This is a genomic window from Acuticoccus sp. MNP-M23 (assembly GCF_031195445.1).
GTDB lineage: Bacteria > Pseudomonadota > Alphaproteobacteria > Rhizobiales > Amorphaceae > Acuticoccus.
This window is the reverse complement of record NZ_CP133480.1, coordinates 976483-994676: the sequence shown is the minus strand read 5'-3', so window position 1 is coordinate 994676 and position 18194 is coordinate 976483. Positions and strand designations below refer to the sequence as shown.

Sequence of the window (18194 nt, the reverse complement as noted above, 5' to 3'; positions counted from 1 at the left end):
CCGGTGCAAGAATTGTTACCTGAAAGTATGTTTGTGCATTCCTTGCGCCGCGGTCAGTCGAGCATGATGGCGGGACACTTGGCGATGGTAAACCCGCGAGGCAGCCGCGTCTTGTCGTCGCCACAGGCAAGCCGAAGCTGCGTCTTGGTCAAGCCGCGGACGTCCGACAGGTCCGCACCGGCAAGGTTCGTGCGGCGGAGGAGGGCATCGTCGACGTTGGCATTCCCAAAATCAGCACCGCTGAAATTGGCGCTGGTGAAGCGACCGCCGCTGAGGTCTGCTCCGGAAAGAACGGCGCCGGACAAGTCGGCCCTGTCAAAATCGGAGCGCTGAAAGTCCCCGTCGACGAGGACGGCGCCGGCCAGATCCGTGCGCTCGAAGTCGGCATCGCGCGCCAGCACGTCAGTCAGCCGCGCCCCCATGAGGCTCGCACGGCGGACAAGCGCGCCGCGCAGGTCCGCGTCGGTCAGGTCCGCCCCGCTCAGGTCAGCCTCCGACAGGTCGGCGTCGCGCAGGTCTGCTTTGTGCAGAACCGCGTCCTTCAGCACGGCCTTTTCGAGGTCGATGTTGCGCATCTTGGCGTGGGTGAAGTCCGCCGCGGTGAAAACGGCCTTTTCGGCTTCGGTCCGCTGCAGGTCACCTTCGCGAAATTTGCCGCCGGGCAGCATGGCGGCCTTCAGGTCGGCTTCGCGCAGGGTCGCTTCGGAAAAATCCGCATTCTCGATATTGAGGTCGCGAAGGCTGCGCAGAACGAGGTCGCAGTCGGCGCAGCCCTTGTCGGCGATGATCTGCTCGCGCGAAATCTCGTCGGCGGCAGTCGCTGTGGCGGTGCACAGCATCAAAGTCACGCAAAGCCCTTCCAGAAACATGAACTCTACTCCGGTGATGAAGGCTCAAGGCCCCGCCCACATCGCGAGGTCCTGTTCGCCGCCCTATTTTTTTTCCATCTAGGGCGGGGCGAGGTTAAATCTTGCGCCGGGCTTACGAATCAAGCTCGGAAGCGAGGCGGGCGATGGTCTGCTGGTACACGGTGGCTCTGTTCCACTGCCCGATCACCGCATAATTGGCGGTGCCGGGGCCGAATGGCTGGCCGCGCTGCCAGCCGTGCTTGGCGAACCAGTTGGCCGTGGACGCCAGGACATCGGGCACGGAATTGACGAGATCGCGCCGGCCATCGCCGTCGAAATCCACCGCGTCGCTGAGATAGCGCTCGGCCAGGAATTGCGTCTGCCCGATTTCACCGGCCCAGGCGCCGCGCATGTCGGCAGCCCGCATGTCGCCCCGGTCGATGATCTTCAATGCGGCGATGAGCTCGGTGGTGAAGAACTCGCTCCGGCGGCAATCATAGGACAGCGTTGCAAGCGACCGGATGATCGGCAGGTTGCCCGAATCGCGGCCGAAACCGCTCTCCAGCGCCCAGACCGCGACCACGAGCCCCGCGGGAACGCCGAAGCGCTGCTCGATGCGGTTCATCATGGCGGCATTGTCGGCAATGTACTTGCGGCCGCGCCGGATCATCGCGTCGTTAACACGGCGCTTCCAGAACTGATCGAACGAGAGCTTGAACGATTTCTGGTTGCGGTCGAAGCCGATCACGCGGCTGGAATATTTGACGCCTGCCAGTGCGGATTCAACGGTGGACGGGCGGATGCCCTTGGCCACGGCCTCCTGCTTGAAGGCGGCCAGCCAGGCGTTGAAGCCGGCTGAAGTGTTGCCGCACGGCGCGGCGGCCACCGGCGTGGCAAGGACGGCGGTGACAAAGCCCGCGGCGATCGCACGATAAAAGGTCTTGCGCATGACAATTTCCCTGACGCAGAGGAGAGCATTGCAAGGACAAATGCTCCCATGACCCATTCCTATCAGATTTTTGACGTGTTCGCGTCTGCTCCGCTGGAGGGCAACCCGCTCGCGGTCGTTTATGACGCAGGCGACCTGCCGGGCGAGGCGATGCAGGCGATTGCGAAGGCCTTCAACCTGTCCGAGACGATCTTTCTCATGCCGCCCGAGGATGCGGCCAACACGCACAAGGCGCGGATCTTCACGCCAACCATGGAAATGCCGTTTGCCGGCCACCCCACGGTGGGCGGCGCGGTGGCGGCTGCGCGGCGCGCCGGCGGCCTTGCCACGGTGTCGCTGGAGCTGCCGGCCGGCGTAACCCGCTGCACCATTGCGCCGGACGCCAGCGGTGCGACAGTTGTCGCGCCCCAAATTCCAGCGCTTGAAGACGGTGTGGTTTCCACGAGCGTTCTGGCCGGGGTTCTGGGGCTGGACGAAGCGGAGCTCGGCTTCGGCGCCTACAAACCGGTGCGCGCCACTAGCGGTCCGCGGTGGACGGTGACGCCTGTTGCGTCGGCCGACCGGCTGGCGGCCATCCGGCTCGATACCAACGCCATCAAGGCGCTGGGTGCGGGCTATGAGAGCCTTTACGTGATTGCCCCCACCGGCGAGGGGGCTTTTCAGTGCCGGATGTTCGCGCCTGAGCACAACATCTACGAAGACCCGGCGACGGGGTCCGCTGCCGTGGCGTTTGCCGCGCTGTTTGCGCAATGGGGCGGTGCCGGAGACGGTACGCACGAACTCACCTTTTTGCAGGGCGTGGAGATGGGCCACCGCGCCGTGCTGCGGCTCGGGATCGACATTGCAGACGGCGCCGTGACGGAAGTCCGGCTGTCCGGCGACGTGGTGCTTATGGCTGAGGGGACGATGGTCTTCTGACGCCGGAAGCTCTGGGCGAAGCAAAAAAAAACCGGGCACAGGGCCCGGTTTTTTCGTGTGGCGGTGTGAACGGCTCAGTTCAGGCTGTTGCCGTAGTTGCCGCGGACCGACGGCGGCAGGCCGCGGACGAAGAACTCCTGCGATGCGCGGCGGCTGGCTGACGTCGAGCCGGACTTGTTGACCGCGTCGAACATGCGCTTGGCGTTCTTGTAGTCGCCCACATTCTGGTAGGCGAAGCCCTGCAGGAGCATCAGGTCCTTTTGCAGCGGTGCGATCTTGTTGCGCTGCTCCAGGAAATGCAGCGCCGCCGTGTACTGCTTGGCCTCGTTGGCGGCGATGGCGCGCTGGGTCAGAATGCTGATCTGCGTTTCGGTCCGCCGCGGCCGCGACATGGGGGCAGAGGCTGCGGCAAGCGCTGCTTCCTGCGTCATGTTGTTGGCGATGGCGGCCAGTGTGGCGCCGTAGGCTGCGTCCGCCGCGGCGCTGGTGCCGTAGCGCGCCTTGAACTGGGCAAGCTGGAAGGCCTGTGCAGCTTCCACCGGGCGCTTCAGCTCCAGGAGGCAATAGCCGCGTGCCGACGCGTCTGCCGCAGACAGCGTGCCGTTGCGAATGGCTCTGTCGGAAGCTTTCACGCAGCCGGCAAAGTTGCGCTTGCCAAGCGCGGCCTGCGCGCCGCCACCGCCACCGCTGCGGCGCCGGCGCACGCGCCGGGTGGGGGTGGAGCGGTTGACGATGTCGCGCACATTGTCGTCCACAGTCGTGCTGAGGCCTTGCCGCACGCGCCGGCGAACGGTTGCGCCGCCGGTGTCCAGCGGGCGGTTTGCGGCGCTGACAACGGTGGTCTGGCGCCGCACCGGGTTTGCCAGTCTGCCATCGCGCAGCCGCACCGGCGAGCGCACGACCGAGGTGCTGGGCTGCGCAGCACGCCGGACGGGGGCGACCGCCTGGGGGGCCGCTTGCCGGACGGTGGGCTGGGGCGCCGGGTCGATAGGCTGCGGCGCGTTCAGCGGCAGCAGCGGCTCCAGCGTGTTGGCCTGGATGCGATGAAGCAGGCCGCGCCTCTCCTCGGTGTGCGGCTGGATGACCACGGACCGGCGCGGAATTTCGGGCGTTGCGAAACCGTCGGGCCGCCGGGTCAGCGCACGCACGCGGATGGGTGCCGCGGTGAGGGAACCGGCTTCGGTGATGATCAGCGGATCCTGCTGCGCGCGGCGCTGGTTCTGCTGCTCGACAATCAGGTTGCGCAGACGTTCACGCTCTTCAGGGTCGCAGATGACGGAGGAGACGCCGGTTTCCTGGGTCGGGTCGTCGATGTCTCCGGAAACGGGCGCCTCGGGATCGACGTCGCCGCCAACGGCCAGCGCACGCACCGCCGGATAAAGCGGACCCCATTCGTCGACCACTTCCTGGAACCCGGCCTGATCGCCCAGCCGCAGCCGCGACAGCGCCAGACCGAACAGCGCCGCTTCGGTGGGGACCCAGTTTGCAGAGGTGATGAACCACTCTTCGGAAATGATGAACTGGCAGGTGTTGAAGGCGTACCAGCCCAGTGCCTGCGCGCCGTTGGGGTCACGCTGGTTGATCACGATCGGAACGAAGCGGTCGACCGAATCCTGCTCGACGTCTTCGATGCTGCGCTCGCCGAGTTCGTCCGCGGTGAGGATCGTCGACATCGCGTCGAGATAGGACTCCATCAGCTCCGGGGTCTGCTCGCGCCACTGATAGGCCACTTCGCGTGCCAGGAAATCGTCTTCGCGCACATCGGTTGCCCGCAGCGCGGTGATGTAGGCTTCGGCTGCATCCGAGCCGAGCCCGCCATCAAGCGCGAACCTGAACCATTGGGCGCCTTCTGCCGGATTGTTCTGCCGGTAGAGATAGAACCCGACCAGCATGGCATCCTGCAGATTGTTGCCGGTGCGGGCCGAAGCCGCCAGAAGCTCCAGCCACTCCATGGAGACAGGTTCGCCGCCTTGCTCGCCGCCGCGGGCGACGGCGCCGCGGATGATCTCGAGCCGGGCATTGTCGAATTCGTTCACGCCCGCCGCATCGGTGCTGCCGAGAGCGAACAACTGGGTCACATACGCCTGATCCAGCGTCTGCGCGGCCTTCTGAAGGCTCGCTGCCCGCTCGGCCTGACCCTCGGTGCAACTGTTGATGACGTAGGCGTAGGCGTCGTAGGCGCGCTGGGGCCTGCCGGTTTCGGCAAAGGCCTGCGCCACGCGCCAGATCGAATCCACATCCTCGCAGGTGAGGATCCGCTCGTTGGCTTCCGCGATGGACAGAACCTGAGTGAAATTGTTGGCATCGCTCGCCGCGCGCAGCTCCTGGCGCACGTCTGCAAGGTCGAGAATGTCGATCAGACGGACCGGGGGCTCATAGGTCGGGTCGCGCCGGCGGCGTTCGGCGATGGCTTCGCGAGCTTCCGCGTAGCGCTGTTCGCCCACAAGCTGGTAGACGCGCTGCAGTTCGGCGTCTTCAAAATCGGGGTCCAGCAGGTCGGTCGGGGGCTGCCAGTTGGGGTAGAGCGCGCGCAGACGGCGCAGCTCGGCCTCCAGCCGTTCCACCGCCCCTTCGCGGGCAAAATAGCGCAGCGCCGCCCGGTCGGCCTCAGACGGAACGGCCGTATCGCCGGTGTTGGCGGGAATTGCAGTGTTGCGCGGTGCTTCCTGCGCGTCGGCCGTGCCGAGGAGATGACCCGTCCACCCGCTCCACGGGCCGATGTCGAACACGAAACCGAACATCAGTGCGGCGGTCGCGCCCAGCAACAGCGGCTTCAGCCGCGGCGTATATTTCCTTGGCAGGGCGCGGCTGGCCTCCGTTGCCGTTCGCGCCAGATACCTTGCGCTCACGTCCATGCGGAGGGGTTCCTTGGGGCGCAACGCGAGCGGCGGCTGGATCCCGTACGTCTCGATCGAGTGTTTAACCATACGTCCCTCGCGCAATCACAACATGCCATTGCAGCCGGAAAGAAGTGCTGCACAGCGCAGGCAAACCGCCTGTCGATACTGCCCGAACTATGAACCGTTACAGTTAATGAACGGTTATAGCGCAGTTTCTTTCGTGTCCGTCGACCCCGCCATTTGCAACGCGGATCCGCCGCCCGGCGCACGCTGGCGGCGCCGGAAAACCCGATCAGCCGACCGCCTGCCGGAGCATCATCAGCTCTTGCGGCCGAGCGGCGTGACCAGCAGGAACGTGACGACACCGAGCACCATGGCAATCAAGATCAGCGCGATCGAGTAGATGCCGTTGTTGAGTGAGAACCAGTTGGCCGCAATCAGCCGGATATTGGAGAAGGACAGCGGAAGGGTGGCGAGGTAGCTCACATTTTCCGCCGCAATGGTGTTCACCCGGTTGTTCTCCAGATCGTAGGCGGTGATCCTGCCGCCAATCTGGCGCCACTGATCGGGCGATGTGATGGCCGCGGTGGACGCAGACAGGAGCCCGGCTGAAGGCGCGGTGATCAACGTCCAGGCCGTATCGGCATTTTCCGGCGATGCGGACTGCGCCATCAGGAAGGTGGCGCTGTCGGGGATCGGTGTCACGTCCACCTCGTCGATCCCGTCATCGCGCGAGAAGTCAATGTTGAGGTTGATGGCATTGCGGACATAGGCAATGCCGTCCTTGATCATGCCCGTGATGCCGCTGCTGCCCTGCAGCTCCTCGAACCAGCGGTCGCGCGAACGTTCGGTCTCGTTGCGCTGGTCGCGCGCGAGGCTGCCGCGGGTGGTGTCCTCGTCGCTCTCGGCCGCATCACGGTCGAGCCGTACTTCCTCCTGGCGCAGCTGCTGGCGCAGGCGGCGCAGGACCTCGTCGTAGCGCTCCAGCCCCTCCGGCTCGCCGGTGACGGAACCGCCGCGCTGCGAAGGCTGCAGCCAGTTCGCCGGAATGACCGAGGACGCGCCTGTGGCTTCCAGCGCAATGTTGGACACTTCCTCCAGCGGCGCGACGACGATGGCCCCGGCATCGGCAAATTCGCCCACGTTCTCCACCACGTTGGTGGCAAGCGGTGCGCCGCGGCTCACCGCAACGCGGGCCAGGAGCGTGCCGGCCGCGCCGATGGTGTCCAGCGACGTGCCGCCCACGCGCACACGCACCGGCGCGTCGGTGAGCGTGTAGGGGAAGCCGTTGGTGGCGAAGGAGGCAAGGTTCGGCAACTGGCCGATCCGTGCGAAGGACGGGAAGACGAGCCGCGTGGACGAGAACAGCGCAAACCGGTCACGCGCCGGAACGGTGCCGCCCGGCAGGCAGGCGGCGTCCGAGTCGGTGTTGAGGTCGGCGACGATCTCGATCTTGTTGATGCCCGGCCGGAACTGCTTCATCACCAGCACGATCGGGAAGTCGTCGAAAACTTCGCCGCTGGACGACGTGAAGCTGATGGCCGTCGACAGGACACCGTTGACGAAGACCGACAGACGGCTGCCGGGGTTCACGTCGCCGGAGTAGGCCGCGTCCAGAAGCAGGCGCGCTTCGCCGTAGGCTGCGGCATAAAAGTCCGGCGGCAGGGTGACCTGAAAATCGGTCACGAACCGGCGGCCCGAGAAGTTGATGGTCTCCACACCCGCCTTGCGCAGCGACACCGTGCCCGCACCGTCGATGGGAACGCTGTCCGGCACCAGCCAGGGCGGCGTTGCAGCGATGGGGGAGCGCGGCGCGCCGCTGCCTTCGGTCACGTCGAGGCGGGCAAGGGCGGTGTCCACCGCGCGCTCGTTGGGGCCGGAGATGAGGAGCGTGGGACCGAGGCGGCTGGGGTCAATCAGGGTGGCGAAGGGGCCGACGCCGGCTTCGGGCGGAATGTCCTCGGAAATGCGGCGCAGCTGCTCGTAGGTGCCGATCATCACCGTGAGGGTACCCTGCGCGGATTCCGGTTTGGCGCTGAGGTCGACCACCTCCACCAGCGGCTGCACGTAGCGGCCGCGCACCGATGCGGCCTGCACCGCGCGAAGCATCCGGTCGATGTTGGTGGCTGACGCCGGGGCTGCCTGGAAAACGCGGATGCGCGTTGCACCGTTGGTGCCGACGCCGACGCCCGGCAGATCGCCAAGGCCTGCAAGCGGTGCCCGGCCGCCAGGGTAGGTGAACCCCGTCAGGCGCGTGTCGATGCGGGTCCAGAGCTCGTAGGTGGCATCGAGCGAACAGTCGATGCGGTGGCGCATCTCGGTCTCGATGCGCAGGGCGTTCTCGCCGGCGCGCAGCAGTTCGGGGCTGATGGGAAGCGCAATGACCTTGGTGCGGTCCGGGCTGTCGATGGCGGTTTGCGCCAGTTCGCGGCCGTTGAGGTAGACCCGCATGCGCGACGCTTCCGGCAGCACCAGCACGGAGTTGGTAAAGGCGATAGAAAGGGTACCGCCCCGCGCGGCTTCCGTGGCGGAGAGGTAAAAGCCCCAGGACGCGTAGTCGATCTCGCCGTCGAGCCGCAAGGTCCGGTCGGGCACGATGGGGCGGTCCACCACCGAATCGACCCATGCCTCCGAGTTCTCGACATTGACGCGCAGCTCGCGCACCTGGTCGCCCTCTTCCTTCAGAAGGCGGTTGAGATTGCTCCGCTGCTCCTGGTTGACGGCATCGACCGGCACCACCAGGCCCAGGCCCTGGCCGTTGGAAAGCGGCGACTCGGTCGTCGACTGCTGGAAGATTTCTTCCTCTTCTTCAGGAATGACCAGGACGGGGGACGTGCCGTCCTGGTTGATGTCGAACGGGGCCGGGGTTGACCGCAAAGCGCGATTGCCCTGCTGCGCATTCACCGTCGCCGCCGGTTGCGCCGAGAGAGGTGTGCCCGGCGGGGCGTTTGTGCGGATCCCCGGGCTGTCGGGCGAGATTTCGCGGGCTTCGTCCGCAGCAAGGTTCTGCAGGCGGCTCGGCGAGGCCGAACCGGGCAGGTTGGGCCCGCCTTCGTTGCCCCGGATCTGGAACGGGGCCACCTGTGCGCCCGCCAAGCCCGGTGCCATCAGGCCAAGGGCAATAACTGCGGTGCCAAGAAGGGACTTGCGCATCTGGGCGATCCTCAGCGGTCGGGACGGGAATTGGCGGAACGGGTGACAGGCACTCCGTGGAGCGCTGCCGTGGAGCCGGCGCCGGACGAGACGACCGCATCCGGGTCCGCGCCGATGTAGCGCGAGCGGGGCGGCTCCGGTTTGGCGGCGGGCGCAATGGTCTGCTGTGCGCTGGTCGGCGCGCTTTCCTTGCCGCGGCGGCTGCCCGGCGCTGCGGTGAACAGGTAGGAGAGACCGCGCACCGTCTGGAAGACGGCCAGTGACAGAAATTCGACGATTCCGCGAATTGCGCCGATGTTCTTCCGGCGCCGGTTCTGGAAGCGGACCCACTCGTCGGAGTTTGCGAAGACGAGGTCGGCCACCAGTTCGTACTGGCGCGGGTCGACCACGGAGAACTCGGAGCCGAGCGCGACGCCGCCTTCGTCGCGCACCACGGAACGCACGGTCAGCGGCAGCTCGTTGGACGCCAGCGGCGACAAGGGCTGGAAGCGCATGATGATCTGCTCGCCAGGCTTGATCTGCCTCAGCACGTTGGCCGGCACCAGAATACGGGCGCCGGCGATGGAAACGTCGTCGATCTTGGCGGGGATCACGCGGTCGCCGTAGATGATTTCGGCCGGCCGGTCGATGGAGACGCGCTGGGAGGAGCGCAGCTGCCGCCGCTCGGCCACCACGCCCAGCGCTGCGCCGAACAGGAGGATGTTGAACAGGTTCCAACCACCCACAACCAGCGTCACGTCAGCCGCGAAGGGCTGCGCGATCAGCCGCCAGATGGTGGCGACGACACCAGCGGTGAGGATGAAGAAGATGACGTAGAACGGGCCGCCCAGCTCGGAAATACGCGATGTCCGGTTGGTTTCGCCCTTGGTGGTCACCTTGAAGGTGGGTTTGGTGGGATTGACGATCACCGAACCCAGCGCGCGGATCAGATACACCGACTGGATCGTCTCGTAGAGTTCCGAGATGAACGGCCAGCGCACCCTGTTCCACAGGTAGTTCTGCATCAATATGTTCACCAGAAGGTAGGTGACCGTGTAGGCGGCAAATTCCGCGCCGGATGCATCAAAGATCGACAGGCCGAAAAACAGGTAGAACAGCGGCGCAAACGCGAAAACCAGCCGCGAAAACGGAAACAGCCAGTAGAACATCGACGACATGTAGCAGATGCGCTGCGGAATGCTGAGGCCGGACTTGAACAGCGGGCTGTTGAGCAGCAGGATCTGCATCATGCCCTGGCACCAGCGGGACCGCTGGCCGATGAAGTTTGCGAACGTTTCCGGCTGGAGACCGGCGATCATCGGGCGGTCGACGAATGCCGAGTTCCAGCCCTGCGCGTGCAGGTTGACCGACGTTTCCGCGTCTTCGGTGATCGAACGGCCGGAGAAACCGCCGACTTCTTCGAGTGCCGTGCGACGCAGGACTGCCGCCGATCCGCAGAAGAACGTCCCGTTCCACTTGTCGAGACCCTTCTGGATGATGCCGTAGAACATCTCGTTCTCGGACGGCATCCGGTTCCAGGTTTCGAGGTTGTGCTCCAGCGGGTCGGGGTTGATGAAGAAGTGCGGCGTCTGCACCAGGAACATCCGCGGATCGTCGTAGAAATAACCCAGCGTTTCGGTGAGAAAGTCCCGCGTCGGCGCATGGTCGGCGTCAAACACCACCACAAATTCGCCCGTCGAGTGGGCAAGGCCGTTGTTGAGGTTGCCGGCCTTGGCGTTGATGTTGGCCGAGCGCGTCAGGTAGTTGACGCCAAGGTCGCGGGCCAGCTGCTGAAGTTCGCGGCGGCGCTCCTGCGCGGCGGCTGCGCGCTCGGGGTCGGCCGATTCGGTGCGTTCGTCCGTGCCGCCATCGTCCAGGAGGTATACTGTCAGCTTGTCCGCCGGGTAGTCCATCTGTTTGGCGGCAGACAGCGTGGTCGCCAGAAGCTGCGGGCTCTCGTTCACCGACGGGACGAAGACATCCACCGTGGGCCGCGGCGAATCCTTGGACAGCACCTTGCGCGTGCGGTCGAGCGGGTCAGCCACCACGAACAGCGACAGGAACAGCATCACCACCGAGTACATTTCGGCAATGTAGAGGAGGACGCCCGGAATGAAGTTGCCGAGTTCTTCCACCGGCGGGATGGTGGTGAAGGTCCGCCAGTAGATGTAGCGTAGCACCACGGCGGTGCCGAGCGCCAGCACAACCGCCCGAAGCGCGCCCTTGCGGTCAAACATTTTCAGGATGGCGATGATGACCACAATCACCATCGAGGTGACGAAGTGGGTATCCAGACTGACCGGCTGCGTCACCATGAAGACAAGAATTGCAGCGACGAAAAGCCACAGTAGCAAAACCAGGAATCTCATTTCGCCTGTCCTTCACGTCGAATTGGGCGCTGCTTCATCATGGCCGAGAGGGCATTTGCGGGCCTTGAAGGCCAATGGCCCGCGGCGTCATGCCCGGTCCTGGCTGCTTTCGCGCCACCGGCCATAACGCCCCTGTAGTTTAATGCAGTCCTCGCCGCCAGACGAGTGCTCATATTTGACCTGTTCATCAACGCACCGTCCGATTCTGCCTGGATCGATCCGCGCATGCCCGTCAGGAAATTTCTGTGCTCGTTAAACAAAGATTGCCTTAATCCACGATTAATGGCTCGTCCGGCCGGCCCGGCAGGGTCTGCGACCGGACCCCTTCTACCCATTAACGTTAACGCAAACCATAGTTAACAAACGATCAAGATTTCTCAGACAACCTCGTTTTCATAGAAGCCGATTCGGGCCGGGCTGCCTCCAGCAAGTGGAGTCAATCTGGCCGGTTTCCTGGAAAAAATGGGGCTGGATGGGAATGTTTCTGAACTCGCGCAAAGCGCATCGCGCATTGGCGGTTCTGTTTGCCATCACCGTTGGTGGTTGCGCATACAATGTGGGGGGCGGCGTCGGTACGTTTTCCACAGGCCGTCAGGTACCGATCACCGAAGCGTTCATGGTGCCGCCGCCCGGCGGTCCTGCCGTGATCGCCGTTCTGGAGCAACGTTATCGCAACGCACTTGCCCAGGACATCATCCTCGAAAACAACACCGGCACGCCGGGCCAGAACGTCCTTTACGTGCGGGCGTTCGGTCCCATGGGGCGCGACGGAGGGGATGCGACGCTGACCGACGACCGGCTGCAGCTTTCCGATATTCGCGGCGAACTCTCGGAGCGTTTTCCCGGCATCCACATGGAAGTGTCCGGCCTCTACGCGCAGAATCACTACGGGGCGATCAGCTACGCCACCGGGCGGTCCCGCTCCGGTGTGAATTGCATCTATGTCTGGCAGCGCATTGCCGCCGAGCCCGGGCTGTTCCGGTTCAAGAACGGCTCCATCAACTGGCGCCTTCGCCTGTGCGATCCCAATACGTCCACGCGGGATCTGCTGCTGATCTCCTACGGCTTTACCGTCAGCGGCTACTTCAAGTCCCAGCGCTGGGACCCGTATGGCCCGCCGCCCGAGCCCGACCCGCGGATCGGCAAGCCCGGCGCCGTCATTCTGCCGGAGCAGCCGGTCGATCCCTCGGTGGTTGCGCCGGTGGCATTCGGTGCGACGGCCCGGCCGACGATCAAGGCCCCGCGTCGCCGCAGACGGTCGGCCCCGGTGCGCACGGTGTCTACGGTGGAGACCGTGACGCGGCCCACCGTTCTGAACCAGCCCGTGCCCGGTGCCGCCGTCGTCCCGCGGCCGGAAAACACCAATCTGCGCGAGCCAGAGGTGGACAGCTCCAACCTCCCGGCCATCGCACCGCGGGCGCCCACCGGCTTGACCGTGCCGCTGCCCGCTTCGCCGCGGCAAGGCACACCGGCGGTCATCACGCCGTCGGCACCGCGGACGCTGGCACCGCCGCCGGCCGGACCGAGCCTGATCTTGCCGAACCAGCAGGATGCCCGTCAGGGCACCCCGCAGGTCCGAGTGGTGGGCCTCAACTGACAAACGCCATTGCCGTGCGGGTTCGCCCGCCGGCAACCGGCCCGACCATTCGGGCCGCACGACCGACGGCCGCGTCGCGGCGCGATGCGGCCGCCATCCAATGCCTCAGACTTGCCCCGGAGCCTTGCTGCTCCGGGGTCTCTTTGCGAGAGGCGGAAGGGGGACGGTCAGCCGATCATTTCTGCCAGCGCATCACGCATGGCATCGGGCCAGGGGGCGGGGCGCCGCGTGTTGCGGTCCACCAGAACGTGGATGAAATGCGCATCGGCCGCAGCCGGATCGTCCGGCGCGGCGGGGGCTGCAAACAGCCCGGCGTTCCACGTCACGCTGGTCCGCCCGATCCGCTCCACCCGCAGAGCGACTTCAATGTCCTGGGGAAATTCCAGCGCGCTGTGGTAGCGGCAGCCGGTCTCCACCACCAGCGCAATCAGCGGGCCGGCGTGGATGTCGATCCCCGCCCGCGCAATCATGAACCGGTTCACCGCGGTGTCGATCAGTCCGTAATAGGCTGCGTTGTTGATGTGGCCGTAAACGTCGTTGTCCGCCCACCGGGTGGCAAGAACGTAGGCGGCCGGAAATCGGGACCGAAGGCTCGGCAGATCCCGTGACATAACAATCCTCCGCCGTTTGAATTCACACGGAGTTTGAATGATCCGCCAAGCCGGCGCCAGCCTTGGCGCGGGCGCTTTCGATCAGACGGCGGCGGAGGCTTCGGTCGGCCCGGCCGGCGGCAGATGCTCGGACGCCTCGGGATGATCCTTCGAGGGCGTGGCCCCAACGGGCGTGGTCTCGTCGGCACGGATTTTCAGATAGCGCAGAAGCAGCGCATCGGTCTTCGCCATGATTTCGGCGTCCCGCTTGAGGTGAAAGCCGCTCAGGCTGACAGCGCGGGCAATCAGCGCCAGGCGTGACGTGAAACCGCGGATCACGTTGCCGCTCCGCTCGCTGATGATCTGGTTGTCCGGATCGATCCGCGTCTTGAGGTTCTGGATGTTGAAGCGGTCGAACCGGCGTTCGTGGTCGTCGGAATCCCACTGGTGATAGACATTGTCGAACACCATGTTCTCCACCGCGGAGCCGCCGTTTTGCAGGTCTTCCACAATCAGCTCCAGCCGCTCGGGGCTGAAGTTCTGGTCGAGCTTGCCGTTGAGGATCGCGATCGGAGCGCCGGTGGTGGTGTAGTCCACCAGCCGCGGCACCGTCGGCCCGTAGTAGCTGACGTGGGACGCGAACTTCTCGTCCCCGGCAACGAAGTGGCGGCGCATCTGCTCGTAGGCGGTGAGGATGCAGATCATCCCGCCATAGGAAAAGCCGATGTTGGAGATGCGCTGCGAGTCGACGTCCTCTCGTGCCGCAAGCCATGTGAGGGAGCCGAACGCGTCGGCCAGCATCATCGATTCGGTGACGTTGATGGCGCGGATCGGGTGAGGCGCCTTGCCGTAGCCGCGCGTCCCGAAACTGTCCACCACCAGCGCGGCGCAGCCGTTCTGCGCCAGAAAGCGGCCGTAGCGCCGCTCGCGCGCATGCTTCACGCCGCCCAGCCCCTCGTTGACCACAACCGCCGGGAAGGGCGGTTTGGCCGTGGCTGGAAGGTAGAGCTCAGCTTTCAGCAGCGCCGGCGTTTCGCCCAGCTTGAAGTCGTTCAGCACAAAGGGGTTGGCGGTCGGGATGTGGACCTTTGCGTATTTCACGTCATCCATGGGGCGTCACCTTTTTCGAGACGGGGTCTGCCGATAAAGGCGGCGTCTAGAACTGAACGCGTTTCTCTTGTGCAAAGTTCAACAAACTTTCCCTGACGTCCCCGTCCACCAGCACCCGTGGCACCTTGTTTTGCCCGCCGAGCTTGCCGCGAGCCCGCATCCAGTCGGCAAATCCGCCGGCAGCGACGAAGGCCACGTCGGGCGGCAACAGCTGAACATCGCCAGCGCGGTGCACCTCGTAGTCCTCGTTGCCGGCGGCAAGCGCGGCGTCGAGTGCCTTGGTGAAACGTGCGGCATCGCCAGCGTCCGGCGTCTCGTCCAGCTCTACCACAAACAGGTGCTGGCCCTTGCTGCGCGCTTCGCCCGGATAAAGCGGCATGACCGAAAATTCCGAGACGTTGCGGCCGATTTCGCGGGCGGCTGCCAGAACCCCGGCCTCCAGCTCGTGGCCGGACAGGTGCTCACCAAAGGCACTGAGGTAGTAGGACGTGCGGCCCGTCACCTTCACCCGCGGCGGATCGGCGTCCATCAGCTCGACCACATCGCCGATCTTGTAGGCCCAGAGGCCGGCGCAGGTGGACAGGATCAGCCCGTACTCGCCCGGCGGGGCGTTGCCGATCCAGTAGCGGGTGGGGTTCGGGTCGTCCCATTCGGCGATGGGCACGAACTCGAAGAAGAGGCCGATGTCGAGGTTGAGGCGCATCCCGTCATCGATGCCCCTGTCCGCACTCGCCACGAAGCCTTCGCTGGCGGAATAGACCTCGCGCCAGTCCACGTCGTCGTCCGGAAACCACTCGGCAAAAATATCCCGGTAGGGCGCGAAGCTCATCCCGCCGTACACCATCAGGTCGAGGGCGGGGTAGAACGCCTTCACGTTCTTGCCTGCGTCGGTGACAGCGCGCAGCCTCTCGAAGAAAAGGAGGAGCCAGCTTGGCGTGCCGGCAATGCAGTGGATCTTCTCGTCCAGCGAAAGGCGCGCCAGCCGGTCGATCTTGTTTTCCCAGTCCGCCTCAAGCGCTTCTTCGATGTTGGGGAACACGTATGGCGCGGACCAGCGTGGGTTGTTGAGCCGGGCGATGCCCGAAAGGTCGCCGCTCATCACCCCTTCGCCAAGGTCCTCCATCCCCACCGAACCGCCCAGCATGAAGCTCTTGCCGCCCAGAACGTCGCTGTCCTTCTTCCAGCGGACGTGGTGGGCCAGAAGGTCCGTCCCTGCGCGGGAATTGGAGCGGATCATCTCGGCCGATATGGGGATATGCTTGGTTCGGCCGGACGAGGTGCCGGACGATGCGGCAAAATACGGGATGCGGCCCGGCCACGTCACGTCATCCAGCAGCGGAAAGGACGCTGCAAAATAGTCCCGCCGGAAATCCTCGAAACTGCGCAAGGGGACGCTCGCCTGATAATCGGCCACGGAGCGGATTTCGGCGAAGTTGTGGTCCTGCCCGAACTTCGTGTTCTGGGCGTGCCAGACGAGCTTGCGCAGCGTTTGGGCCTGATGTTCCGCAGCGCTCTTGCGGGCAAGTTTCTGGCTGCGCAGCGAGGCGTAGGCGCGCAGGAACGGAGTTGCATCAAGCATCGGGGGCGCCAGTCTCGATCCGGGTGACGTGCGCGAAATCGGCGTCCAGCCCGGCTGCGGTCATCGGCAGACGCACATAGTCGCTCCGCCGCCATGGGCCGACCATGTCGAACATGGTGCGCGAGCCCGGCCAGCCGTCCTGCCCGCCAAGAAGGCAGGCATACGTCTCGTCGGGGTCCGAAAGGTCGGCAAGGAAGCGCGCGTTGGCGGCAAAATTGGTGCCATGAACCTTCTGGGTGAACGGGTGCATGGACTTCATCAGCGTGTCGTTCGAGCCGCCCGTAGGCAGATCAATTGTGGGAAGGCGGCTGCCGACCCAGGGGAGTTTGGTGAGCGGATGCGCCAGACGCAGCCGGTGAATGCGGCCCCAGGTGCGATGACGCTCCAGGAGGGGCTCCGCGCTGTCGATGGCCTTTGCCAGAGCCGTGGCAAGCTCTTCGGGCGTCGCGTGGTCGGTGAGGTTGGTCAGCCGCGCGAACGGGCGCCAGTAGGGCGTTGCACGCCGCTTCTCTGAGACGAAATCCAGGCTGTCGATCAGCGGTTTCGCCACCAGTTCGAAGGCGAGCGCGCCCGCGGAGCTGGCCTCGTACCGCCCGTCCCAATCGGCAAGCGCCGCGGTCACCCTGGCGTCCGGCCGCACATCCCGCGCAACGACCGCAAGCGCGCTGGCGAGCGTGTGGGCCGGGGCGAGATAGACATCGGCGTGGAAGGTTCGGAAGTCCTGCAAGGTGAGGTCCTGCCGGTCGCCGATCAGCGCGGCAATCCGCTCCACGCGGGTGGGCGCGGAGAAGAAGAGGCTGATGGTGACTTCGGGGTCCTTCGGCTCTTCGTTTGCGCTGGAAATGAAACCGCAGGCAGGGTTCACCACCTTGGGCAGGTCCCGCCCGGTGACGAGATCGCGCCAGTGGTCTTCGGCAACCTTGCGGCTCACCACCATGTCCTTGGGTGTGGCAAGCGGGCGGCGCGGCACATGGGCGCCGATCATCTTGCCGATGCCGCCCTCGTTGCCGGCCCACAGCATGTTGAGGCCCGGGAGCGCGTAGCCGTCCACCGCACTCTCGAACTGGTCCCAGTTCTCTGCGCGCATCAGGTCGAGGAACGGGGTGTATTCGTCGCTGGGGCGATGGCCGAGCCAATGCAGCGCCACGGTTTCGGCGGGCATGCGGAACGGCTTCGCGTCCGAAATGATCGGCCCCAGCGTGCTCTGGCGGTGCTTGCGCTTGACGCGCCGCTTGCCGCGCAAGGGGATGATGATCTCTTCGGTTTCCACGTCCTCGTCGGCCACGTTCACCAGCTCTGACGACGTGGCGTGCAGGTTGGTGCCGCCCCAGGCGCCGTGCCCGTTGCGGCCTGCGCCGAAGATGGGGAGAGCCGGCACCATCAGGCCCCAGACGGTGAGGTCCGGCACCTCGAACCCGGCAATCAGCCAGGGCTGCGGCGTTGCGATCATCAGGTGCGGATCGCAGGCGAGCATCGGCTTGCCCGTGGCCGTGCGCGTGCCGTCCACGGCGTAGCAGTTGCTGCCGCGGGTGAACGCGGTGGGCAGCATCTCGTCCAGCTGCTCGGCGCCATAGGGAATGTCTTCGTCGGCAACGGCGGCAACGCCGATGAGGTCGGCCCACATCTCGGCCCAGTCGTCTTCCTGACGAAGCGCATTCAGCGTGCGCCACACCTTCCACGAATAGTCCGCCGAGCAGAGGCGCGAGATGGCAAACAGATCCTCCGCAATGAAGGGGCTGGGGCGGATGCCGAAAATCTCGAACTCGGGCGGCGGCGGCGTCTCGAACGCAATTGTGGTGATGCCTTCGGCAAACCCGTCGATCCAGTCTCGGGTTTCCGCCGGCATCATCGCGAGTGACGCCTCGGTGGCGCGCGGAAAGTCGAGAAGGCGGAGAAGCTGGTCAAGCTCCAGCGCGGCCTTGCCGGCCACTTCGGAGACGATGCCGAACGCGGCGCGGCGCATCACCTCCATCTGTGCCAGACGCAGGTGGCCGTGAACCATCCCGAGCCCCACGGCGGCATCGCGCATCGACTTAGCCTGCACCATCGGCACGTGCTGCGCGTTCCACCGGATATCGATGGGTTCTTTCAGGGTGTGGGCGGCCTGGGGGAGGGAGGCGAGGCGCCCCTCCAGATCAAGCTCCGGGAACGGGCGGGCGACCGTGCGGCGGACGACGGACGCGGCGAGACCTGCCAGGCTGAAAGCCTGCCGGGTCCGGGTGGCCATTGGGGGGCGTTTTATCGGCATCTGAACTGCAACGG

Annotated in this window: 11 protein-coding genes; 2 read left to right on the top strand and 9 right to left on the bottom strand. The window is 65.4% G+C overall.

Annotated elements, in window-relative coordinates; all coding sequences use genetic code 11:
- Positions 1–53: 53 nt before the first annotated feature.
- Together RDV64_RS04690 and RDV64_RS04685 are read right to left on the bottom strand one after the other, a co-directional pair.
- The gene (locus RDV64_RS04690) at positions 54–869 is read right to left on the bottom strand and encodes a pentapeptide repeat-containing protein (RefSeq protein ID WP_309198122.1); all 816 of its coding nucleotides are present in this window, start codon (positions 867–869) and stop codon (positions 54–56) included.
- 112 nt (positions 870–981) lie between these two features.
- Positions 982–1797 carry a lytic murein transglycosylase gene (locus tag RDV64_RS04685; protein WP_309198121.1) on the bottom strand — a complete coding sequence of 272 codons (816 nt, stop codon included), beginning with the start codon at positions 1795–1797 and terminating at the stop codon, positions 982–984.
- A 48-nt stretch (positions 1798–1845) separates the two neighbouring features.
- Between RDV64_RS04685 and RDV64_RS04680 the strand changes: the two genes are divergently transcribed.
- Positions 1846–2715: a PhzF family phenazine biosynthesis protein gene (locus RDV64_RS04680; RefSeq protein ID WP_309198120.1), complete on the top strand. Its 870-nt coding sequence runs from the start codon at positions 1846–1848 to the stop codon at positions 2713–2715.
- 74 nt (positions 2716–2789) lie between these two features.
- On the opposite strand, the gene RDV64_RS04675 is transcribed toward RDV64_RS04680, so the two are convergent.
- From RDV64_RS04675 to bcsA, 3 genes are all read right to left on the bottom strand, one after another.
- The gene (locus tag RDV64_RS04675; RefSeq protein WP_309198119.1) at positions 2790–5642 is read right to left on the bottom strand and encodes a hypothetical protein; all 2853 of its coding nucleotides are present in this window, start codon (positions 5640–5642) and stop codon (positions 2790–2792) included.
- A gap of 231 nt (positions 5643–5873) precedes the next feature.
- Positions 5874–8708 carry a cellulose biosynthesis cyclic di-GMP-binding regulatory protein BcsB gene (locus RDV64_RS04670; RefSeq protein WP_309198118.1) on the bottom strand — a complete coding sequence of 945 codons (2835 nt, stop codon included), beginning with the start codon at positions 8706–8708 and terminating at the stop codon, positions 5874–5876.
- A gap of 11 nt (positions 8709–8719) precedes the next feature.
- Positions 8720–11056 (bottom strand): UDP-forming cellulose synthase catalytic subunit, encoded by a 2337-nt coding sequence (gene bcsA / locus RDV64_RS04665; protein WP_309198117.1) that lies wholly within the window; start codon positions 11054–11056, stop codon positions 8720–8722.
- Positions 11057–11528: 472 nt separating this feature from the next.
- Between bcsA and bcsN the strand changes: the two genes are divergently transcribed.
- Positions 11529–12653 carry a cellulose biosynthesis protein BcsN gene (bcsN, locus tag RDV64_RS04660; protein ID WP_309198115.1) on the top strand — a complete coding sequence of 375 codons (1125 nt, stop codon included), beginning with the start codon at positions 11529–11531 and terminating at the stop codon, positions 12651–12653.
- Between the two features lie 167 nt (positions 12654–12820).
- Here the strand turns inward: bcsN and RDV64_RS04655 are convergent, their stop codons facing one another.
- The 4 genes from RDV64_RS04655 to RDV64_RS04640 all read right to left on the bottom strand — a co-directional run bounded on the left by RDV64_RS04655 (position 12821) and on the right by RDV64_RS04640 (position 18159).
- Complete coding sequence (locus RDV64_RS04655) at positions 12821–13264, bottom strand: thioesterase family protein (RefSeq protein ID WP_309198114.1); 444 nt, start codon at positions 13262–13264, stop codon at positions 12821–12823.
- A gap of 81 nt (positions 13265–13345) precedes the next feature.
- A complete protein-coding gene (locus RDV64_RS04650) occupies positions 13346–14353 on the bottom strand; it encodes a dienelactone hydrolase family protein (protein WP_309198113.1) in 1008 nt (335 codons plus the stop codon).
- Between the two features lie 46 nt (positions 14354–14399).
- Positions 14400–15932 (bottom strand): GH3 auxin-responsive promoter family protein, encoded by a 1533-nt coding sequence (locus tag RDV64_RS04645; protein ID WP_309198112.1) that lies wholly within the window; start codon positions 15930–15932, stop codon positions 14400–14402.
- The gene (locus tag RDV64_RS04640) at positions 15925–18159 is read right to left on the bottom strand and encodes a penicillin acylase family protein (RefSeq protein ID WP_309198111.1); all 2235 of its coding nucleotides are present in this window, start codon (positions 18157–18159) and stop codon (positions 15925–15927) included. The genes RDV64_RS04645 and RDV64_RS04640 overlap by 8 nt, the downstream gene beginning before the upstream one ends.
- Positions 18160–18194 lie beyond the last annotated feature (35 nt).